Annotated in this window: 15 protein-coding genes and 2 tRNA genes; 5 read left to right on the plus strand and 12 right to left on the minus strand. The window is 27.6% G+C overall.

Features of this window, described 5'->3' with window-relative positions; translation table 11 throughout:
• The first annotated feature begins 44 nt into the window (after positions 1–44).
• The 4 genes from H0H63_RS02205 to miaA all read left to right on the plus strand — a co-directional run bounded on the left by H0H63_RS02205 (position 45) and on the right by miaA (position 5,004).
• Positions 45–1,277 carry an MATE family efflux transporter gene (locus H0H63_RS02205; protein ID WP_238784392.1) on the plus strand — a complete coding sequence of 411 codons (1,233 nt, stop codon included), beginning with the start codon at positions 45–47 and terminating at the stop codon, positions 1,275–1,277.
• A gap of 78 nt (positions 1,278–1,355) precedes the next feature.
• Positions 1,356–2,981, plus strand: a complete 1,626-nt coding sequence (locus H0H63_RS02210; protein ID WP_185858394.1) for a DEAD/DEAH box helicase — start codon at positions 1,356–1,358, stop codon at positions 2,979–2,981.
• Positions 2,982–2,988: 7 nt separating this feature from the next.
• Positions 2,989–4,074, plus strand: coding sequence for a chorismate synthase (gene aroC / locus H0H63_RS02215; protein ID WP_185858395.1), 1,086 nt, complete (start codon positions 2,989–2,991; stop codon positions 4,072–4,074).
• Positions 4,075–4,131: 57 nt separating this feature from the next.
• Positions 4,132–5,004 carry a tRNA (adenosine(37)-N6)-dimethylallyltransferase MiaA gene (gene miaA / locus H0H63_RS02220; RefSeq protein WP_238784393.1) on the plus strand — a complete coding sequence of 291 codons (873 nt, stop codon included), beginning with the start codon at positions 4,132–4,134 and terminating at the stop codon, positions 5,002–5,004.
• Here the strand turns inward: miaA and H0H63_RS02225 are convergent.
• Together H0H63_RS02225 and H0H63_RS02230 are read right to left on the minus strand one after the other, a co-directional pair.
• A tRNA-Val gene (locus H0H63_RS02225) sits at positions 4,986–5,060 on the minus strand. The genes miaA and H0H63_RS02225 overlap by 19 nt on opposite strands.
• 5 nt (positions 5,061–5,065) lie before the next feature.
• Positions 5,066–6,337, minus strand: a complete 1,272-nt coding sequence (locus tag H0H63_RS02230) for a bifunctional folylpolyglutamate synthase/dihydrofolate synthase (RefSeq protein WP_185858396.1) — start codon at positions 6,335–6,337, stop codon at positions 5,066–5,068.
• A 92-nt stretch (positions 6,338–6,429) separates the two neighbouring features.
• On the opposite strand from H0H63_RS02230, the gene glnS reads away from it, so the two are divergent.
• Positions 6,430–8,097: a glutamine--tRNA ligase gene (glnS, locus tag H0H63_RS02235; RefSeq protein ID WP_185858808.1), complete on the plus strand. Its 1,668-nt coding sequence runs from the start codon at positions 6,430–6,432 to the stop codon at positions 8,095–8,097.
• On the opposite strand, the gene rpoC is transcribed toward glnS, so the two are convergent.
• The 10 genes from rpoC to tuf form a co-directional block, all read right to left on the minus strand.
• Positions 8,094–12,326: a DNA-directed RNA polymerase subunit beta' gene (rpoC, locus tag H0H63_RS02240; RefSeq protein WP_185858397.1), complete on the minus strand. Its 4,233-nt coding sequence runs from the start codon at positions 12,324–12,326 to the stop codon at positions 8,094–8,096. The two genes, glnS and rpoC, sit on opposite strands and share 4 nt — an antisense overlap.
• A 66-nt stretch (positions 12,327–12,392) precedes the next feature.
• Positions 12,393–16,205, minus strand: coding sequence for a DNA-directed RNA polymerase subunit beta (gene rpoB, locus H0H63_RS02245; protein WP_185858398.1), 3,813 nt, complete (start codon positions 16,203–16,205; stop codon positions 12,393–12,395).
• A 52-nt stretch (positions 16,206–16,257) separates the two neighbouring features.
• Entirely contained in the window at positions 16,258–16,632 is a 375-nt protein-coding gene (gene rplL / locus H0H63_RS02250) for a 50S ribosomal protein L7/L12 (protein ID WP_185858399.1), read from the minus strand.
• Between the two features lie 45 nt (positions 16,633–16,677).
• A complete protein-coding gene (gene rplJ, locus H0H63_RS02255; RefSeq protein ID WP_185858400.1) occupies positions 16,678–17,226 on the minus strand; it encodes a 50S ribosomal protein L10 in 549 nt (182 codons plus the stop codon).
• Positions 17,223–17,921, minus strand: coding sequence for a 50S ribosomal protein L1 (rplA, locus tag H0H63_RS02260; protein WP_185858401.1), 699 nt, complete (start codon positions 17,919–17,921; stop codon positions 17,223–17,225). Before rplA ends, rplJ begins: the two co-directional genes overlap by 4 nt.
• Positions 17,922–17,948: 27 nt before the next feature.
• A complete protein-coding gene (gene rplK, locus H0H63_RS02265) occupies positions 17,949–18,386 on the minus strand; it encodes a 50S ribosomal protein L11 (protein WP_185858402.1) in 438 nt (145 codons plus the stop codon).
• A gap of 4 nt (positions 18,387–18,390) precedes the next feature.
• Entirely contained in the window at positions 18,391–18,948 is a 558-nt protein-coding gene (nusG, locus tag H0H63_RS02270; RefSeq protein ID WP_185858809.1) for a transcription termination/antitermination protein NusG, read from the minus strand.
• A gap of 11 nt (positions 18,949–18,959) precedes the next feature.
• Positions 18,960–19,145, minus strand: coding sequence for a preprotein translocase subunit SecE (locus H0H63_RS02275; protein WP_185858403.1), 186 nt, complete (start codon positions 19,143–19,145; stop codon positions 18,960–18,962).
• 22 nt (positions 19,146–19,167) lie between these two features.
• Positions 19,168–19,240: transfer RNA gene (locus H0H63_RS02280), tRNA-Trp, on the minus strand.
• 39 nt (positions 19,241–19,279) lie between these two features.
• Positions 19,280–20,467 carry an elongation factor Tu gene (gene tuf / locus H0H63_RS02285; RefSeq protein WP_185858404.1) on the minus strand — a complete coding sequence of 396 codons (1,188 nt, stop codon included), beginning with the start codon at positions 20,465–20,467 and terminating at the stop codon, positions 19,280–19,282.
• Positions 20,468–20,475 lie beyond the last annotated feature (8 nt).

Raw genomic sequence — 20,475 nt, forward strand, 5'->3', positions numbered from 1 at the left:
TTTCCCAATTAGGAGTAATATGTATAGGTCTATCTGATAACTTAATGGTAGGTTTTTTAGGAAAAAAAGCTTTAGCTTCTGTTTCATTAGCTAATTCCGTTTTTTTTATAACGATTATTTTTGGATTAGGAATTTCTACTGCTATTTCTTCTTTAATAGCATCTATAGATGCTAAAAAAGAATATGAAAAAGGTGCTATTATTTTTTATCATGGATTAATTATAAATTTTTTTTTATCCATATTTATGTATGGATTAATATATGTATTTATTTACATTTTTCCTTACTTAGGACAACCTAAAGAAATTTTAAATGAAACCATCTATTTTTTGAAGATTATTGCTTTTTCTTTTATTCCATGGATGATATTTGAAGTTTTTAGAAAATTTTCCGAAGGGTTATCTCTGGTATATCCAAATCTTATTGTTATTTGGATTGCAGCTTTCATTAACATAATATTAAATTACATATTTACCAATGGATTTTTTGGTTTTTGTAAATTAGGGATAATAGGAGTAGCTTATGCTACTTTAATATCTCGTACCATAATGGTAATAGGAATTTTTATACTGTTATACAGATATAAAAAAGTACATTATTATTATCATTACTTGAATTTTTTTTTTATAAAGAAAAAATACATAAAAAAAATACTAAAAATAGGGATTCCTTCCGGATTACATATGTTATTTGAAATGAGTGCTTTCGCTGTTTCCTCGTTCATATCAGGAAAATGTGGAATTAAAGTACTTGCTGCTCATCAAATAGTTATTAATTTAGTTTCTTCTATCTTTCTTCTCAGTACTGGTCTTTCTGTGGCAGCTACAATCAGAATAGGGAATCAGCTAGCTTTAAAAAATTATTACGAATTAAGAATGGTAGGAAAATCTATTTTCTTTATGGGGATTATATTCATGCTAATTTGTAGCTTTTTCCTTATCTACTTACGTAGTAAAATTACTTATATATATATAAATGATCAAGAAGTAATTTTACTTGCAAAAAAAATGATTATAATTGCTGGATTATTTCAATTATCTGATGGATTACAAGGAATTATTCTTGGAGCTTTAAGAGGATTGCAAGATGTTCACATTCCTATGTGGATTAGTTTTTTTTCTTATTGGATTATTGCTTTACCTACAGCTTGGTTTTTATCTATTAAAATAGGAGGGATAGGCGTTTGGATTGGATTAGGATTAGGACTTACTCTATCAGCTATATTACTTTTTATGAGATATGAAATTATAACTAAAAGATTTATAAAAAAAATATAACAAATAACTAATATTCAATAGAATTAATCCTTCATAGTTTGTAACTAATAATTATTTATATTTGTTATTTACTATTGTATGAAAACATTTAAAGAATACAATTTTTTTAACGATAAAATTCTTCAATCTCTAGAAGAGATTGGATTTAAATATCCAACACCAATACAAAAGAAGGTGATATCCTTTTTATTTGCTTCAAATAAAGATATTATCGCATTAGCTCAAACCGGTACTGGAAAAACAGCCGCTTTTGGTTTACCAATTATACAAAAAGTTAATTTTGAATTAAAAAAACCTCAATCCTTAATTTTATGTCCTACAAGGGAGTTATGTATACAAATAACACGTGATCTTTGTCGTTTTTCTAAATTTTTATCATCGATTCGAATTATTCCTTTATATGGAGGTGTTAATATAGAATATCAAATTAAATCTATACAAAAAAAAACTCATATTATAGTAGGGACTCCAGGAAGAATAATTGATTTAATAAAAAGAAAAAAATTATTTCTTAATGAAATTAAACATTTAATACTTGATGAAGCAGATGAAATGATGAATATGGGTTTTAAAGAAGAATTAGATTATATAATAGCTCAATTGCCAAAAAAAAGACAAAGTCTTCTTTTTTCTGCTACCATGTCTAAGTATATGAACGTTATAGCAAACACTTACTTAAAAGATCCTGTAGAAATCATTATTGGAAGAAAAAATGTTGGATCTGATGATGTAAAACATATCTACTATATAGTAGATCAATTAAGAAAAAAATATTTAGTTTTAAAAAGAATTATAGATATAAATCCAGAAATCTATGGAATTATATTTTGTAGTACAAAAAAAGGAACTAAAGAAATAGCTGAATATTTAATAAAAGATGGGTATAACGCGGATGCTTTATATGGAGATCTTTCGCAAACACAACGTGAATATGTCATGAATAGATTTAGAAATAAAAATTTACAATTTTTAGTAGCTACGGATGTAGCTGCTCGTGGTCTAGATGTAAATAATATAACTCATGTAATCAATTACAATATCCCCAAAGAAAGTGAAATTTATGTACACAGAAGTGGTCGTACTGGTAGAGCGGGTAATTCTGGAATTTCTGTTTGTATCGTACATGCTAGAGAAACCAGAAATTTAAAAGAATTTGAAAAAAAAATTGGAATCAATTTTTATAGGAAAATGGTCCCAACAGGAAAAGAAATATGTGAAAAACAATTACTATATTTTATAGAAAGAGTGAAAAAAGTTGTTGTAGATGATAAACTTATGAAAAGATTTATTCCTGAAATACAAAAAAATTTAAAATTTTTTGATAAAGAAGAATTAATAAAACGTTTTTCTTGGATAGAGTTTAACCGATTTATAAATTATTATAAAGATTCTAAAGATATAAATCCTATTTATTTAGGAAAAAAAATAAAAAAAAAATCTTTTGTAAAGTCTAAAAAATTAAAAAAAGAATCTTTTTCTAAACTTTTTTTGAACATAGGATATAAAGATAATTTAACAAAATTAGGATTAATTAATTTAATAAATCAAGCGGTTAACAACTCACGTATTAATATTGGTCATATAGAAATATTATCGAATTTCTCATTATTCGAAGTAGAAAAACGTTTTAAACGTAAAATATTAGTAGGAATGAGTAGAATAAATCATTTTGGAAGACCTATTTCTATAGAAATTAAAAATTAAAACTTTGATGGCAGGAAATATTTTTGGAAATTTATTTAGAATTAGTACTTTTGGAGAAAGTCATGGAGAAGCTTTAGGTGGGGTTATTGATGGATGTCCATCTGGATTAGAATTAAATTTTGATGAAATTCAATACGAATTAAATCGTAGAAAACCAGGACAATCTTCTATTGTAACTAAAAGAAGTGAGCCTGATAAAGTTAAATTTTTATCTGGAATTTTTAATAATCAAACAACAGGATCTCCTATAGGATTCATTGTTTATAATCAAGATCATAAATCCGTTGATTATAACCATATTAAAAATGTATATCGTCCATCTCATTCAGATTTCACATATGAAAATAAATATGGAATTCGTGATTATAGAGGAGGAGGACGTTCTTCCGCAAGAGAAACGATCTGTAGAGTAGTAGCTGGGGCCGTAGCTAAACAATTAATAAAAGATATCACTATTACTTCTTATGTTTCTTCTGTAGGAAACATATCTATTCATAAATCTTATCAAGAATTAGACTTGTCCAAAGAATCAATAGAAGGAAATCCTATAAGATGTCCTGATCCAGGTACTGCAGAAAAAATGATATCTAAAATTAAAAAAATAAAAAATAAAGGGGATACAATAGGAGGAACTATTACATGTATCATTAATGATATTCCAATAGGAATTGGAGAACCTGTTTTTGAAAAATTACATGCAGAACTAGGAAAAGCTATGTTATCGATTAATGCAGTTAAAGGATTTGAATATGGAAGTGGATTTAAAGGAACTGAATTAACTGGTTCTCAACATAATGATTTGTTTACTCAAGATGGAAAAACTAAAACTAATTTATCTGGAGGAATTCAAGGAGGTATTTCTAATGGGATGGATATTTATTTTAAAATTGCTTTTAAACCTGTAGCTACAATAATGAAAAAACAACAAACTATAGACAAACATAAAAATATTGTTTTAATGGAAGGGAAAGGGAGACATGACCCCTGTGTTTTACCCCGTGCAGTTCCTATTGTAGAATCTATGACTGCTTTGGTTTTAGCAGATTATTGGATGTACGCTAAATTATCTAAATATTCTTCATTTTTGAATTAATTGAATCATAAATATTTAATTTTCATTTTAGGGCCAACATCTGTCGGAAAAACATCTATGTCCTTATTCTTAGCTAATAAGTTCAAAACGGAAATTTTATCTTGTGATTCCAGAAAATTTTATAAAGAACTAAGGATTGGAACGGCTATGCCCACTATAAAAGACCTTTGTAGGATCCCCCATCATTTTATAGGACATTTGAGTATTCATCAAATCTATAACTCTAAATTATTTGAAATAGATTCTTTATATAAAATTTCAAATTTATTTAAAAAATATTCTATATTGATTATGGTAGGAGGATCCAGTTTATATGAAAGAGCTGTAACAAAAGGATTATCGGAAATTCCTAAAATAAATTTAAATATTAGAAATAACTTAATTTTACATTTTCAAGAAAAAGGAATTTCTTTCCTTCAAAAAGAATTTATAAAATTAAAAAAAAAAGGAGAATCAATAGATATTAATAATCCAAGACGATTGATAAGATATTTAGAAATTATCAAATCTACAGGACAACATCCTTCCTTTTTTTTTAAAAAAAAAAAAATATACAAAAGGGATTTTTGTATTTTAAAAATAGGATTGATTATTCCAAAATATGAAATTCATTCTAGAATAAATAAAAGGGTAGATAAAATGATGAAAAAAGGATTATTAGATGAAGCTAAACTCTATTATCATTATAGAAATTTAAATAGTTTGCAAACAATAGGATACAAAGAATTATTTGAATTTTTTTCGAAAGATAAAAATTGTTTAAATGAAGCTGTAGAAAAAATAAAAAGAAATACTAGAAAATATGCAAAAAGACAATTAACTTGGTATAGAAAAGATCCATCTATTATATGGTTTGATCCAAAAGAAAAAGAAAAAATTTTTAATTTTATTTTAAATAGAATGAATGGGAATGGGCAATACTGGATTTGAACCAGTGACCTCCTGCTTGTAAAACAGATGCTCTAAACCAACTGAGCTAATTGCCCTTTGTTCAAATGTAAGAAAAATTTTTATAGTATAACAAAATTTCAGATACAATAAACGTACTTCCACTTATTAAGATCAAATCATTTTTATTAGCTTTATCTTTTGCAGATAAAAAAGCTTTTTCTACAGAATCAAAAAAATTTATTTTACTACTACTACAATTTTTAAATATTTTTTTTACTAATATTTTTAAATCATAAATAGGAAATTTTCTATCTATAGAAGGTTGACAAAAATAATAGAAAGATTCGATAGGAAAATATTTTAATAATATGTCTACTTGTTTTTCTTTAACAAAACCCAAAACTAAATGTAACATATCATATGACTCTTTTTTTAATTGATGAGTAATCATAGAAACCCCTTCTTCATTATGAGCTATATCACAAATAATTTTAGGGTATTTTTTTTGTAAAATATGCCAACGACCTTTGAAAGTCGTATTTTTTACGATATTTTTTAATCCTTTTTTTATCGATTTATGAGATACAAAAATATTTTTTCTATAATGTAGAATACTTATAATTTTTAATACAATATTTCTATTTAAAGTTTGATAATCAGCTTCAAAAGGAATTGAATATTTGATATCTTCTTTTTTTTTTATAGAAAAATAAATTGGAGCATTTTTATTTAAAGCTGTTTTAAAAAAAATAACTTGAATATCTTTTGATACATTGCACCCTATTATAACTGAAACGTTTTTCTTGATTATTCCTGCTTTTTCCAAAGCAATTTTACATTTACTATTTCCAAGTGTTTCTCCGTGATCTATACTGATATTAGTTATTACTGATATTTCCGGAATGATAATATTAGTAGAATCCAATCTTCCACCCATACCTACTTCTATAATGGCTATGTTTACTCCTTTTTTTTTAAAATACTGAAAGGCTAAAGCTGTATTCATTTCAAAAAATGATATTTTTTCTTTTTCTATAAATTTTTGATTTTTTTCAATAAAATCTACAATAAAGTCTTTTTCTATTAAAGATCCATTGTAGGTTATTCTTTCTCTAAAATCTATTAAATGAGGAGAAGTAAATAATCCTATTTTATATTTTTCTTCTTGTAAAATGGAAGATAACATATGAACTGTAGAACCTTTTCCATTCGTTCCTCCTACATGGATACTTTTAAAAAAATTTTGAGGATTTCCTAAATAAGAACAAAAATTTTGTATTCTTTTTAAACCTGGTTTATATGATTTTAAACCAATTTTCTGATAAATGGGAAGACGTTTAAAAATCCATTGAACAGTTTCTAAATAATTCAACTTATTTATTTAAATATTAAAATAATATAGCAAAAATATATTTTTTAAAAAAATTAGTTATATTCGCATTAAATTGGTTTTTTAATTATTCTATTGTCATAAAATCACACTTACATTTTGTTGAAAAAATTATAGAGGAAGATATTAAAAATGGATTTCACAGAGAAAAAATAAAATTTCGTTTTCCTCCTGAACCAAATGGACACCTTCATATTGGTCATATTAAAGCTATATGTCTCAACTTTGAGTTGGGTAAAAAATATAAATCTCCAGTTCATTTAAGATTCGACGATACTAATCCTATAGGAGAAGAAAAAAATTTTATAGAATCTATAAAAAAAGATATTCTTTTTTTAGGGTTTAAATGGGATAGTGAATGTTATGCATCCGATTATTTTCAACAACTTTATGAATGGGCTATTAAATTAATTAAAAAAAGTAAAGCTTATGTCGATGATCAGCCTCAAAGTATCATTAAATTTCAAAGGAAAACCCCTTTTGAAAAGGGAATTATCAGTCTTTATAGAAAAAGATCCGTAGATGAAAATCTATATCTTTTTGAAAAAATGAAAAGTGGAATCTTTCAAGAAGGATCTTGTGTATTAAGAGCAAAAATTAACATGAATTCTTCAAATATGAATATGAGAGATCCGATTATGTACAGAATAATCTTACGAAAAAAACATCATAAAACTAAAAATAAATGGTGTATCTATCCTACTTATGATTGGACTCATGGACAATGTGATTATATTGAACAAATATCTCATTCTTTATGCTCATTAGAATTTGAAAATAGACGTCCATTATATAATTGGTATTTAGATCAAATTTGTGATTCTAATTCGGAAAAAATAAGACCAAAACAAATAGAATTTTCAAGATTAAATTTAAGTAATACTATAACTAGCAAAAGAAAAATACAATATTTAATTGAAAAAAAAATAATCCAATCTTGGAACGATCCACGAATTTTAACAATTTCTGGATTACGTCGTAAAGGATACACTCCTACCGCTTTAAAAAATTTTGTTCGTCAGATAGGGGTGACAAAAAGAAATAATATTATTGATGTATCTTTTTTAGAATTTTGTATTAGAGAACATTTGAATAAAATAGCTCCTAGAGTTATGGTAGTATTGCGTCCTATTAAACTAATTATTGATAATTACTCTATCAATTATACAGAATGGATAAAAGCTGAAAACAATCCAGAATATCCTAATTCCGGATATAGAAAAGTTCCTTTTTCTAAATTTCTTTATATTGAAAAAGATGATTTTTTAGAAAAAGAACAAATAAATTTTTTTAGGCTTTGTATAGGAAAAGAAGTAAGACTTAAGAATGCCTATATTATAAAAGCAAATTACATAATAAAAAATTCTAAAGGAGAGATAAAAGAAATACATTGTACCTACGATCCAAAAAGTAAATCTGGAAAAAAAAGAAAAATAGAAGAAAAAAGAAGAATAAAAAGTACTTTACATTGGGTTTCCATAAAACATTCTTTTTCTGTAGAAATTAATTTATATTATTCTCTTTTTTTAAAAAAAAATCCGGATATTGATTTTCATCAGTGCATAAATCCAAAATCTATAGATAAAATTACAGGTTATGCAGAACCTGATTTGAAAAAAGCAAAAAAAGGAAATCACTTTCAATTCCAAAGAATTGGTTATTTTTATGTAGAAAAAGTTAGCGAAAAAAAAATTATTTTTAATCAAACAGCATCTATAAAAAATAAATGGAAAAAAAATTAAATCAATTCTACATGAATATTTTCATATTCTCTTAATCCGGTTCCTGCAGGAATCTTATGTCCTACTATTACATTTTCTTTTAATCCATATAAATAATCTGTTTTACTACTTATAGCGGCTTCACTTAGAACTTTTGTAGTTTCCTGAAATGAAGCTGCAGATATGAAAGATTTAGTTTGTAAAGCGGCCCTTGTTATTCCTTGTAATATGGGTCTAGCTGTAGCAGGTATAGCATTTCTAGTTTTTATTAATTTCTTATTTTTATACTTTAGAACAGCATTTTCATTTCTAAAATCTCTATAACTAATTATATCTCCATTTTTAAAAATATGAGAATCCCCTGAATTCTCTATTACTTTCATTTGAAAAATTCTATCATTTTCTTCTATAAAATCATCTTTATACTCAATATGTCCTTCTAAAAATTTTGTATCTCCTACATCTATAACTTCTACTTTTCTCATCATTTGCAATACAATTACTTCAAAATGTTTATCGTTAATTTTTACACCTTGTAAACGGTATACTTCTTGTATTTCTTTAATCAAATATTCTTGAACAGACCTAGCCCCTTTTATATTTAATATATCATTAGGAGTAACGGCTCCATCTGATAAAGGCATTCCTGCTTTTACATAATCATTTTCTTGCACAAGAATTTGATTAGATAATTTTACAAGATATTTTCTAATTTCTCCAGTTTTAGATTCTACTATAATTTCTCTATTACCTCGTTTTATTTTTCCATGACTAACTATTCCATCCATTTCTGATACTACCGCTGGATTAGAAGGATTACGTGCTTCGAATAACTCAGATAAACGAGGCAACCCTCCCGTAATATCTCCAGATTTAGCTGATCTTCTAGGAACTTTTACTAAAATTTTTCCAACATCTATTTTTTCCTCATTTTCTACCATTAAATGAGCTCCTACTGGAAGATTATACACTCTTAATTCTTCGTTTTGATCATTCAATATTTTTAACGTTGGAACTAAATTCCTATTTCTTACTTCCGTAATAACTTTTTCTTGAAAACCAGTTTGTTCATCTATCTCTATTTGAAAAGTAACTCCCTGTTCTAAGTGTTGATATGATATAAATCCGGAAAACTCTGCTACTATAACTGCGTTATATAAATCCCATTTACAAATTAAATCTCCTGATTTTAATTGATCTCCATGTTTTACATATAGAGAAGATCCATAAGGAATATTATTCACCATTAATACAGACGATTTTTTTTGATTCAAAAGTTTCATTTCTGTAGATCTAGAAATTACTATTCCTACTTTTTCAGTATCTACTTTTGTTGTTACAAATCTTAAATCTTCAAATTCTATAATTCCATCATATTTAGCTCTTATTTTTGAAGACTCCGTGATATTACCAGCAGTTCCTCCAACATGAAAAGTACGTAGTGTTAATTGAGTCCCGGGTTCTCCAATAGATTGTGCAGCAATGACTCCAACAGCTTCTCCCTTTTGTACTATTTTTCCTGTAGATAAATTACGTCCATAACATTTAGAACAAATACCCATTTTAGATTCACAAGTAAGAGGAGATCTTACTTCTACCATTTCTATTTCATATTTATCAATGATTTTAGCTATTTTTTCATTAATCATCTCTCCTGAAGCAACTATTAATTTATTTTTTTTTGGATAAAAAACGTCATTTAAAGATATACGACCTAAAATTCTATCAGATAAAGGATCAACTATTTCTTCATTTTTTTTTAATGCAAACATTTCTAAACCGCGTAATGTATTACAATCTTCCATTGTTATAATCACATCTTGAGCCGCGTCTACCAATCGTCTAGTTAGATATCCTGCATCTGCCGTTTTTAAAGCAGTATCAGCTAATCCTTTTCTAGCTCCATGAGTAGATATAAAATATTCTAAAATAGAAAGTCCTTCTCTAAAATTAGATAAAATAGGATTTTCAATAATTTCTCCTCCAGAAGATCCTGTTTTTTGAGGTTTAGCCATTAAACCTCGCATTCCGGAAAGTTGACGTATTTGTTCTTTAGATCCTCTAGCTCCAGAATCTAACATCATATATACAGGATTAAATCCTTGTTTATCTTCTCGCATATGCCTCATTACTTTTTCTGTAAGCATAGCATTTGTATTTGTCCATATATCAATAACTTGATTATAACGTTCATTATTTGTAATTAATCCCATATTATAATTCATCTTTACATTATCTACATGTTTAATCGCATGATCAACCATATCTTTTTTATTATCAGGAATAATGATATCTCCTAATCCAAAGGAAAGACCTCCTTTAAATGCGTTGTAAAAACCTAATTCTTTAATATTATCTAAAAAATTAGCAGTAGTAGGAACATCTGTTAAATGTAATATTTTTCCTATAATTTCTCTTAATGATTTTTTCGTAAGAGATTCATTGATATATCCTACTTTTTGAGGAACTACCTGATTAAATAATACTCTACCTACAGTAGTTTCTATCAACTTTTCTAAAAAATTATCTTCTTCACGAATATTAACTTTAACTTTGATTAAAGCGTGTAAATCTACTACTTTTTGATTATATGCTATTTCAACTTCTTCTGGAGAATAAAAAATAAGTCCTTCTCCTTTTACTTTATTTTTAGCATCTGATAATAAAGGTTTAGTCATATAATATAAACCTAAAACCATATCCTGAGAAGGAACTGTAATAGGAGATCCATTAGCAGGATTTAATATATTTTGAGACGCTAACATTAAAAGTTGAGCTTCTAAAATAGCTCCATGGGATAATGGAAGATGAACGGCCATTTGATCTCCATCAAAATCAGCATTAAAAGCTGCACAAACTAAAGGATGCAATTGTATGGCTTTTCCTTCTATCAGTTTCGGTTGAAAAGATTGAATTCCTAATCTATGTAAAGTAGGAGCTCTATTTAATAATACAGGATGTCCTTTCAAAACATTTTCCAAAATATCCCATATCATAGGATCCCGTTTATCTATTATTTTTTTAGAAGATTTTACTGTTTTTACTATTCCTCTTTCAATTAATTTTCTTATGATAAAAGGCTTGTAAAGTTCTGCAGCCATATCCTTAGGGAGCCCACATTCATGTAATTTTAAATGAGGTCCTACTACAATAACAGATCTTGCAGAATAATCTACTCTTTTTCCAAGAAGATTCTGTCTAAAACGACCTTGTTTCCCTTTTAGAGCATCAGATAATGATTTTAAAGGACGATTAGATTCAGATTTTACTGCAGATACTTTTCTTGAATTATCAAAAAGAGAATCTACTGCTTCTTGAAGCATTCTTTTTTCATTTCTTAAAATCACTTCAGGAGCTTTAATTTCTATAAGTCTTTTTAACCGATTGTTCCTTATAAGTACACGACGATACAAATCTGTCATATCAGAAGCAGCGTAACGACCTCCATCTAAAGGAACTAAAGGCCTCAATTCAGGAGGTATCACGGATAATACATGAATAATCATCCAAGATACATCCCCTCCATTTTTCTTTCCTTCTCTAAAAGATTCCACCACTTGTAAACGTTTTAATGCTTCAATACGTCTTTGTTTGGAAGTTTCATTATGAGCTTGATTTCTTAATTCAATAGATAAATCGTCCAAATCTATACGATTTAACAATTCTTCTATACATTCACCTCCCATTTTAGCAATAAATTTATTAGGGTCAGAATTTTCCAATTGTTGGTTTTCTTTTGGTAATTTATTTAAAGCTTGTATATACTCTTCCTCAGTAAGAAAATCTCCTTTATGAAAAGAAGATCCATCTGAATGGAATGCTAATCCTCCTTGAATAACGACATAACGTTCATAATAAATAATCATTTCTAGTTTCTTAGATGATAATCCTAATAAATATCCAATTTTATTAGGAGACGAACGGAAACACCAAATATGTACAACAGGAACTACAAGACTTATATGCCCCATACGTTCTCTTCTAACTTTTTTTTCAGTAACCTCTACTCCACATCTATCACAAACAATTCCTTTATAACGAATTCTTTTATATTTTCCACATGCACATTCATAATCTTTTACTGGTCCAAAAATACGTTCACAAAAAAGACCATCTCTTTCTGGTTTGTGAGTCCTATAATTTATTGTTTCTGGTTTCAATACTTCTCCATGAGATTCTTTTAATATAGCTTCAGGAGATGCTAATCGAATAGTTATTTTTCTAAATTTATTATTTTTTTTTCTATTCATTTTCATTGTTTTTTTTGATAAATATTATAATATTATTCATTATGTAATGAACTATAATTTTATCCTTCATTTTTCTAAACGAATATCTAATCCTAACCCTTTTAATTCATAACAAAGAACATTAAAAGATTCTGGATTATTAGGTTCAGGCATTGGTTCTCCTTTTACTATAGATTCATAAGTTTTTGCTCTTCCTACTACATCATCAGATTTCACGGTTAATATCTCACGTAAAAGATTGGATGCTCCAAAAGCTTCTAAGGCCCAAACTTCCATTTCTCCAAAACGTTGTCCTCCGAATTGTGCTTTTCCACCTAATGGTTGCTGTGTAATTAAAGAATAAGGACCTATTGAACGAGCATGCATTTTATCATCTACCATATGTCCCAATTTTAACATATATATCACCCCAACTGTAGCTGGTTGATCAAATCTTTCTCCAGTTCCTCCATCAAATAAATAGGTTGTTCCAAAACGAGGGATTCCTGCTTTTTCTGTATGATCACAAATCTGTTCGATAGTTGCTCCATCAAATATAGGAGTAGAAAATTTTACATCTAATTTTTTTCCAGCCCAACCTAATACCGTCTCATAGATTTGTCCTATATTCATTCTGGAAGGCACCCCTAATGGGTTTAAAACAATATCGACAGGACTTCCATCTTCTAAAAAAGGCATATCTTCTACTCTAAGAATACGAGCTACTACCCCTTTGTTACCATGTCTTCCTGCCATCTTGTCTCCTACTTTTAATTTTCTTTTTTTTGCAATGTATACTTTTGCCATTTTCACAATTCCAGAAGGTAATTCATCTCCCACTGTAATAGTAAATTTTTTGTGTTTTAAAGAACTAGTTAAATCATTTACTGCTATTTTATAATTATGAAAAATTTCTAATACAGAATTATTAATTTCAATATCATCTACCCAAGCATCAGAATATACATCCACATGTTCGGAAATGTTCTCAAGTGTTTTTTCAGTAAATTTCATTCCTATCTCTATTACTTTCTCTTTCTTTTCATTAAAAACAGATCTATGACATTTTTTACCATTTAAGATAGACAATAACTTTTTTAATAAAAGATTTTTAAGATGAGAGAATTTTTTTTCATATTCTTTTTCTAAATATTCTATTTGTATTTTATCCTTAGCTCTAGATGTTTTATCTTTTATACTTCTTGTAAAAAGTTTTGTATCTATAACTATTCCAAATAAAGAAGGTTCAGCTCTCAAAGAAGCATCTTTAACATTTCCTGCTTTATCTCCAAAAATAGCTCTTAATAATTTTTCTTCCGGGGTAGGATCTGATTCTCCTTTTGGAGTTATTTTTCCAATAAGAATATCTCCCGGTTTTACTTCAGCTCCTACTCTTATAATCCCATTTTCATCTAAATCTTTAGTCGCTTCCTCACTTACATTAGGTATATCATTAGTTAATTCTTCCATTCCTAATTTTGTATCACGAACCTCCAAAGAATATTCATCTATATGTATAGAAGTAAACCAATCTTCACTTACCACTTTTTCAGAAATCAAAACAGCATCTTCAAAATTATATCCATTACACGGAATAAAAGCTGCTTTTAAATTTCTTCCTAAAGCTAGTTCTCCTTTTTCTGTTGCATATCCTTCGCACAAAATCTGTCCTTTCACAACTTTCATTCCTTTTTTAACAATAGGTTTTAAAGTAATACATGTATTTTGATTCGTTTTTCTAAATTTAATTAAGTCATAAACTTGTATATTAGAATTAAAATTGACCAATTGATCTCTATTCGTTTGATCATAACGAATAATTATTTTTCTGGCATCAATAAAATCCACTACTCCATTTTTTTCTGCATTAATTAAAATACGAGAATCTATTGCTACTTGTCTTTCTAACCCAGTTCCTACGATAGGGGATTCAGGTTTTAATAATGGAACGGCTTGACGCATCATATTAGACCCCATAAGGGCTCTATTAGCATCATCATGTTCTAAAAAAGGAATTAAAGAAGCCGATATAGAAGCTATTTGATTGGGAGCTACATCTATATAATCTATCTGATCAGGATTAACAATAGGAAAATCTCCATCTTCACGAGCTATAATTCTATCTGATAAAAAATTACCATTTTTATCAATAGCATTAGCTTGTGCTATTATTTTTCCTTCCTCTTCTTCTGCACTTAAATATGTAACTTTAGACTTTAAATTTACTTTTTTATGATGCACAATACGATAAGGAGTTTCTACAAAACCCATATTGTTTATTTTTGCAAATACAGAAAGAGAAGAAATTAATCCTATATTAGGGCCTTCTGGAGTTTCTATTGGACATAATCTACCATAATGAGAATAATTAACATCTCTAACTTCAAATCCTGCTCTCTCTCTAGATAAACCACCTGGACCTAAAGCAGATAATCTTCTTTTATGAGTGATTTCAGATAAAGGATTTGTTTGATCCATAAATTGAGATAACTGATTTGTACCAAAAAAAGTATTTATTACAGATGATAACGTTTTAGCATTGATTAGATCTACAGGCATAAAAACCTCATTATCACGAACATTCATTCTTTCTCTTATGGTTCTAGCCATTCTAGCTAACCCAATACTAAATTGGGTATAAAGTTGTTCCCCTACAGTTCGTACTCTTCTATTAGATAAATGATCTATATCATCAACTTCTCTTTTAGAATTAAATAAAGCATTTAAATGTTCTATTATAGCAATAATATCTTGTTTAGTTAAAACTAAATAATTAGGATCTATTTTTAAACCAAGACGTTTATTCAAACGATATCTACCTACAGGTCCTAAACTATATCTATTATCGGAAAAAAAAAGTTTATCTATAACTCCTCTAGCTATTTCTTCATCTGGAGGATCAGTATTTCTAAGTTGTCTATAAATGTATTCTACCGCTTCTTTTTCTGAATTTGTTGGATCTTTATATAAAGTATTATAAATAATCGAATAATCTTTTTTTCTTCCTCCTTCCTTATGTAACAAAACTCTCTTTATTTCATGATTATTCATAATATCAATATGTTCTTGTTTTAAAAGAACATCTCTATCTATAAGAATTTCATTTTTTTCTACAGAAACCACTTCTCCTGTCTCTTCATTTACAAACTCTTCATTCCAAATCTTTAAAACTCTGGCAGCTAAAGTTCTATTAATAATATTTTTTCCATTATTTTCTATCTCTATTTCTTCAGTTAAATCAAAAATTTCCAATATATCTTTATCTCTTTCATATCCTATAGCACGTAATAAAGTTGTCATAGGTAATTTTTTTTTCCTATCGATATAGGCATACATGACACTATTAATATCTGTAGCAAATTCTATCCATGATCCTTTAAACGGAATAATTCTGGCAGAATAAAGTTTCGTTCCATTAGCATGATGAGATTGACCGAAAAAAACACCTGGAGACCGATGTAATTGAGATACTATTACTCTTTCTGATCCATTAAAAATAAAAGATCCAGAAGGAGTCATATATGGACATGTACCTAAATAAACGTCTTGATATACCGTTTCAAAGTCTTCATGCTCAGGATCTGTACAATAAAGTTTTAGTTTAGCTTTTAAAGGAACACTATAAGTTAAACCCCTTTCAATACATTCTTCTATAGAATATCTAGGAGAATCTAAGGAATACCCTTTAAATTCTAAAACAAAAGAATTTCTTGCATCAGAAATAGGAAAATTTTCTGTAAAAGCTTTGAATAATCCTTCATTTTTTCTATTTATAGGATTTGTATCTAATTGAAAAAATTCTTTAAATGACTTAATTTGAATATCCAAAAAATCAGGAAATTCTACTTGTTTTGCCACTGAAGAAAAAGTGATTCTTTTTGATATTTTTTCTGTATTCACCAATTTTAATTTAATGGATCTTTGCAAGATTTTTTTTATTAAAAAAACATATTCATTTTAATTCTATTTCAGCTCCTATTTCTTCGAATTTATTTTTTACATCCTCTGCTTCTTTTTTAGAAATAGATTCTTTAAGAGTACTAGGAATACGGTCTACCAAGTCTTTAGATTCCTTAAGACCTTTCCCTGTTATTTCTTTTACTAATTTTACCACAGATAATTTTGAATTACCGGATGATTTTAAAATTATATTGAAAATACTTTTTTCTTTTTTTTCAGTAATTTTTCCATTTTCATTAGATGATGAAGTCTCTGATTTAACTAAACTATATGGTTCTATTCCATATTTTTTTTTCAAAAGAATAGATAATTCATTAACTTCTTTGACAGTTAAATTCACTAATTGTTCTGCTAACTTTTCTATCATTTTATTATTTTATTTTTAATTCAAAAGTCTAGAATAGAAACATTTTTATTTTTTTTTTATAGAAGATAAAGATTCTAAAATTCCAAAAATCCTATTTTCTGTTGATTTTAAAAAAGATAATACAATTTTTAGTATTGGAGATCGTAACGTTTTTAAAATATCAATAATAAGATCTTCTTTAGATTTAATATTTATTATTTTTTCCAAATCTTTATTTCCAAAATAAAAGGATTCCTGAACATAAGCAACTTTTAGATATGGTATTTCTATTTGTTCTTGAATATGAAATTTTTTTATAATTTTTGCCCCCATATTTCCTATTCCAAAATTTGAAAATAACAATGTTGTATTTCCTTTTAAAATAGAAAAAAAAGAGTCTAATTTTTTAGATTCTATTTTTTCTAAAGACTTTTTCAACAAAGTATTTTTAACTACTTTCATTCTAATATCGTGATCATGAAATCTTTTTCTTAAAAAAGAAATTTGATTAGAACTTAAATTAGATATATCAATTAAATATATTGTTTCATAATTAGATATTATAGAAATTAATTCTAATACTTCTTTTTCTTTTTTCTTTTTATCCTTATTCATGTTTTCACAAAGCTTTTTAACTCTAATGGAATACTATGACTCATTGTAGTAGATAAATAAATATTTTTTATATAAACTCCTTTGGAACTAGAAGGTTTATTTCGAATAATTATTGCCATAAATTCCTTAATATTATCGAACAAATGTTCCTTTGAAAAGGAAATTCGTCCTATTGAAGCATGAACAATTCCATAACGATCTGCTTTGAAAGATATTCTACCAAATTTTATTTCTTTAATAGATTTTACTGGATCCATAGAAACAGTATCCATTTTAGGATTAGGCATTAATCCTTTGGGTCCTAAAATTTTTCCGATAGAACTCAACTTATTCATCACGGAAGGAGTTGCAACAATAATATCAATATCAGCCCATCCAGATTTTATTTTTTCAATATAATCCAACCCCACATGATCCGCTCCAGCTTCTTTAACTTCTAATTCTTTATCTCTAGGAACCAGAGCTAAAATACGTACATTTTTTCCTATACCATGTGGCAATAAAACTGTTCCTTTAACCATTTGATTGGGTAAACGGATATCTATTCCAAGACGAACAGTAATATCAACAGATGCATCAAATTTAACAAAATTTATTTCTTTCATAAGAACTATAGCTTCATCTAACAAAAAATATTTTTTTCTAGAAATTTTATCTATAATTCTTTTTCTATTTCTAGTTAATTTTTTTAACATATAGACTAATATAGAACATTTTAATAATCAATCTACTTCTATACCCATAGATTTAGCAGTTCCAGAAATCATAGATATAGCAGATTCCAATGAAAAACAGTTTAAATCTTCCATTTTATCTTTTGCAATTTTCTTTATTTCATTTAAACTTATTTTTCCTATTTTCAAACGATTAGGGGATTTAGACCCTTTATCTATTTGTAATAGATTAAGTAATTGAATAGATATCGGTGGTTTTTTGATGGAAAAAGAAAATGATTTGTCTTCATATACGGTAATTACAACAGGACATAAATCTCCTTTTTTTTCTTGAGTGCAAGAATTATATTGATTACAAAATTCCATAATATTAACTCCTGAACTACCTAATATAGGTCCTATAGGGGGAGCTGGACTTGCTTTTCCTCCATTTATTTTTTGTATTTTAATTCTTTTTATCACTATTTTTTTTTTCTCATGACCCATGATTCTAAATTTTTTCTATTTGTGTAAAATTTAATTCTAATGGAGTTTTTCTACCAAAAATAAGAACTGATAATTCTAACTTTCTTTTTTCTTCATGAATTTTTTCAATTGTTCCATTAAAACCAGTAAAAGGTCCATCTATCACCTTAATTGTTTCTCCAACTATAAAAGGAATACTTATATTTTCATAATAATTTTCAGACAATTGATCTATTTTTCCTAACATTTTATTAACTTCTTCTTCTCTCATAGGAATAGGGATAGCAGTACTTCCTTTTCCTTCACTTAAAAAATTAATAACTCCGGGAACATTTTTAATTGCATGAATAGTTTCTCCTTCCAAATTGGCTTCTACCATAACATATCCGGGATAATGAACTTTTTCTCTATGAATTTTTTTTCCTTTTCTCATTTGGATAACTTTTTCAATAGGAACCAAAACTTTTCCTATATATTCTTGAAATCCATTATTTCTCACCTCATTTTCAATATATAATTTAACTTTTTTTTCTTGTCCACTAATAGTTTTAATGACATACCATTTTCTTCCTAAATCCTCCATCATTAATAATTTTATAAAGAAAATAATTTCTTAATTAAAAAAATAATGATACTATCTACTCCATATAAAAATATGGATAGAAATATAGAAAAAAAAGATACTATCATAGTTGTTAATTGTAAATCCTCCCACTTAGACCATGTCATACAATGAAAAAATTCTTCATAAATTTCCAAAAAAAAATTATTTTTTTTCATATTGTGTATATAAAAAAACATGCACGGACGGTAAGAATCGAACTTACGACCTTCGGTTTTGGAGACCGATGCTCTACCGACTGAGCTACATCCGTATTAAAAAAAATATTCAACAATTCCATTTATATAAATAATTAATCTAAGATACGAAGAACTTGTCCGGCTCCTACTGTCCTTCCTCCTTCACGAATAGCAAAACGTAAATTATCACTTAATGCAACTGGTTGATGTAACTCCACTTCCATAGAAACATTATCTCCAGGCATTACCATTTCTATTCCTTTTGGAAGATGAATTTCTCCTGTAACATCTGTTGTTCTTAAATAAAATTGAGGACGATATTTATTATGGAAAGGAGTATGTCTACCTCCTTCTTCTTTTGTTAGAATATATACTTCCGCTTTAAATTTTTTATAAGATTTTATAGTTCCCGGTTTTCCAATAACCATTCCTCTTCGAATATCTTGTTTTTCAATCCCACGTAATAATATACCTACATTATCTCCTGCTTGCCCCTTATCCAATATTTTCCTAAACATTTCTACTCCTGTAACAGTAGAAGATAATTTCTTTTCTCCCATTCCTATAATGTCTACTAAATCTCCTGTATGAACTATTCCACTTTCAATACGACCTGTAGCCACTGTTCCTCTTCCTGTTATCGTAAAAACATCTTCTATAGGCATTAAAAATGATTTATCCATTTCCCTAATTGGTTCAGGAATATAATCATCTAAAACCTTCATAAGGTCTTTTATTTTTTCAATCCATTTATTTTCTCCATTTAAAGCTCCTAAAGCAGATCCTTGTATAATAGGAATATTTTCTCCATCATATTCATATTTAGAAAGCAATTCTCTAATTTCCATTTCTACTAATTCCAATAATTCCGGATCATCTACTTGATCTACTTTATTCATAAATACTACAATTTTTGGAACTCCTACTTGACGTGCTAATAGTATATGTTCTCTAGTCTGAGGCATCGGACCATCTGTAGCAGCTACAACTAGAACTGCTCCATCCATTTGAGCTGCTCCCGTTATCATATTTTTCACATAATCAGCATGGCCAGGACAATCTACATGGGCATAATGACGCTTTAGTGTTTCATATTCTACATGAGAGGTATTAATCGTTATTCCTCTAGCTTTTTCTTCTGGGGCATTATCTATTGAATCAAAGCTCTTTTCTTCTGCTAATCCTACTTCAGATAATACTTTTGTAATAGCAGCAGTTAATGTTGTCTTTCCATGATCTACATGACCTGTAGTTCCTATATTTAAATGGGGTTTATCTCGTTTAAATTTTTTTTTTGCCATGGTAAAAT

This window comes from Blattabacterium cuenoti, assembly GCF_014251655.1.
GTDB classification, from domain to species: Bacteria; Bacteroidota; Bacteroidia; order Flavobacteriales; family Blattabacteriaceae; genus Blattabacterium; species Blattabacterium cuenoti_I.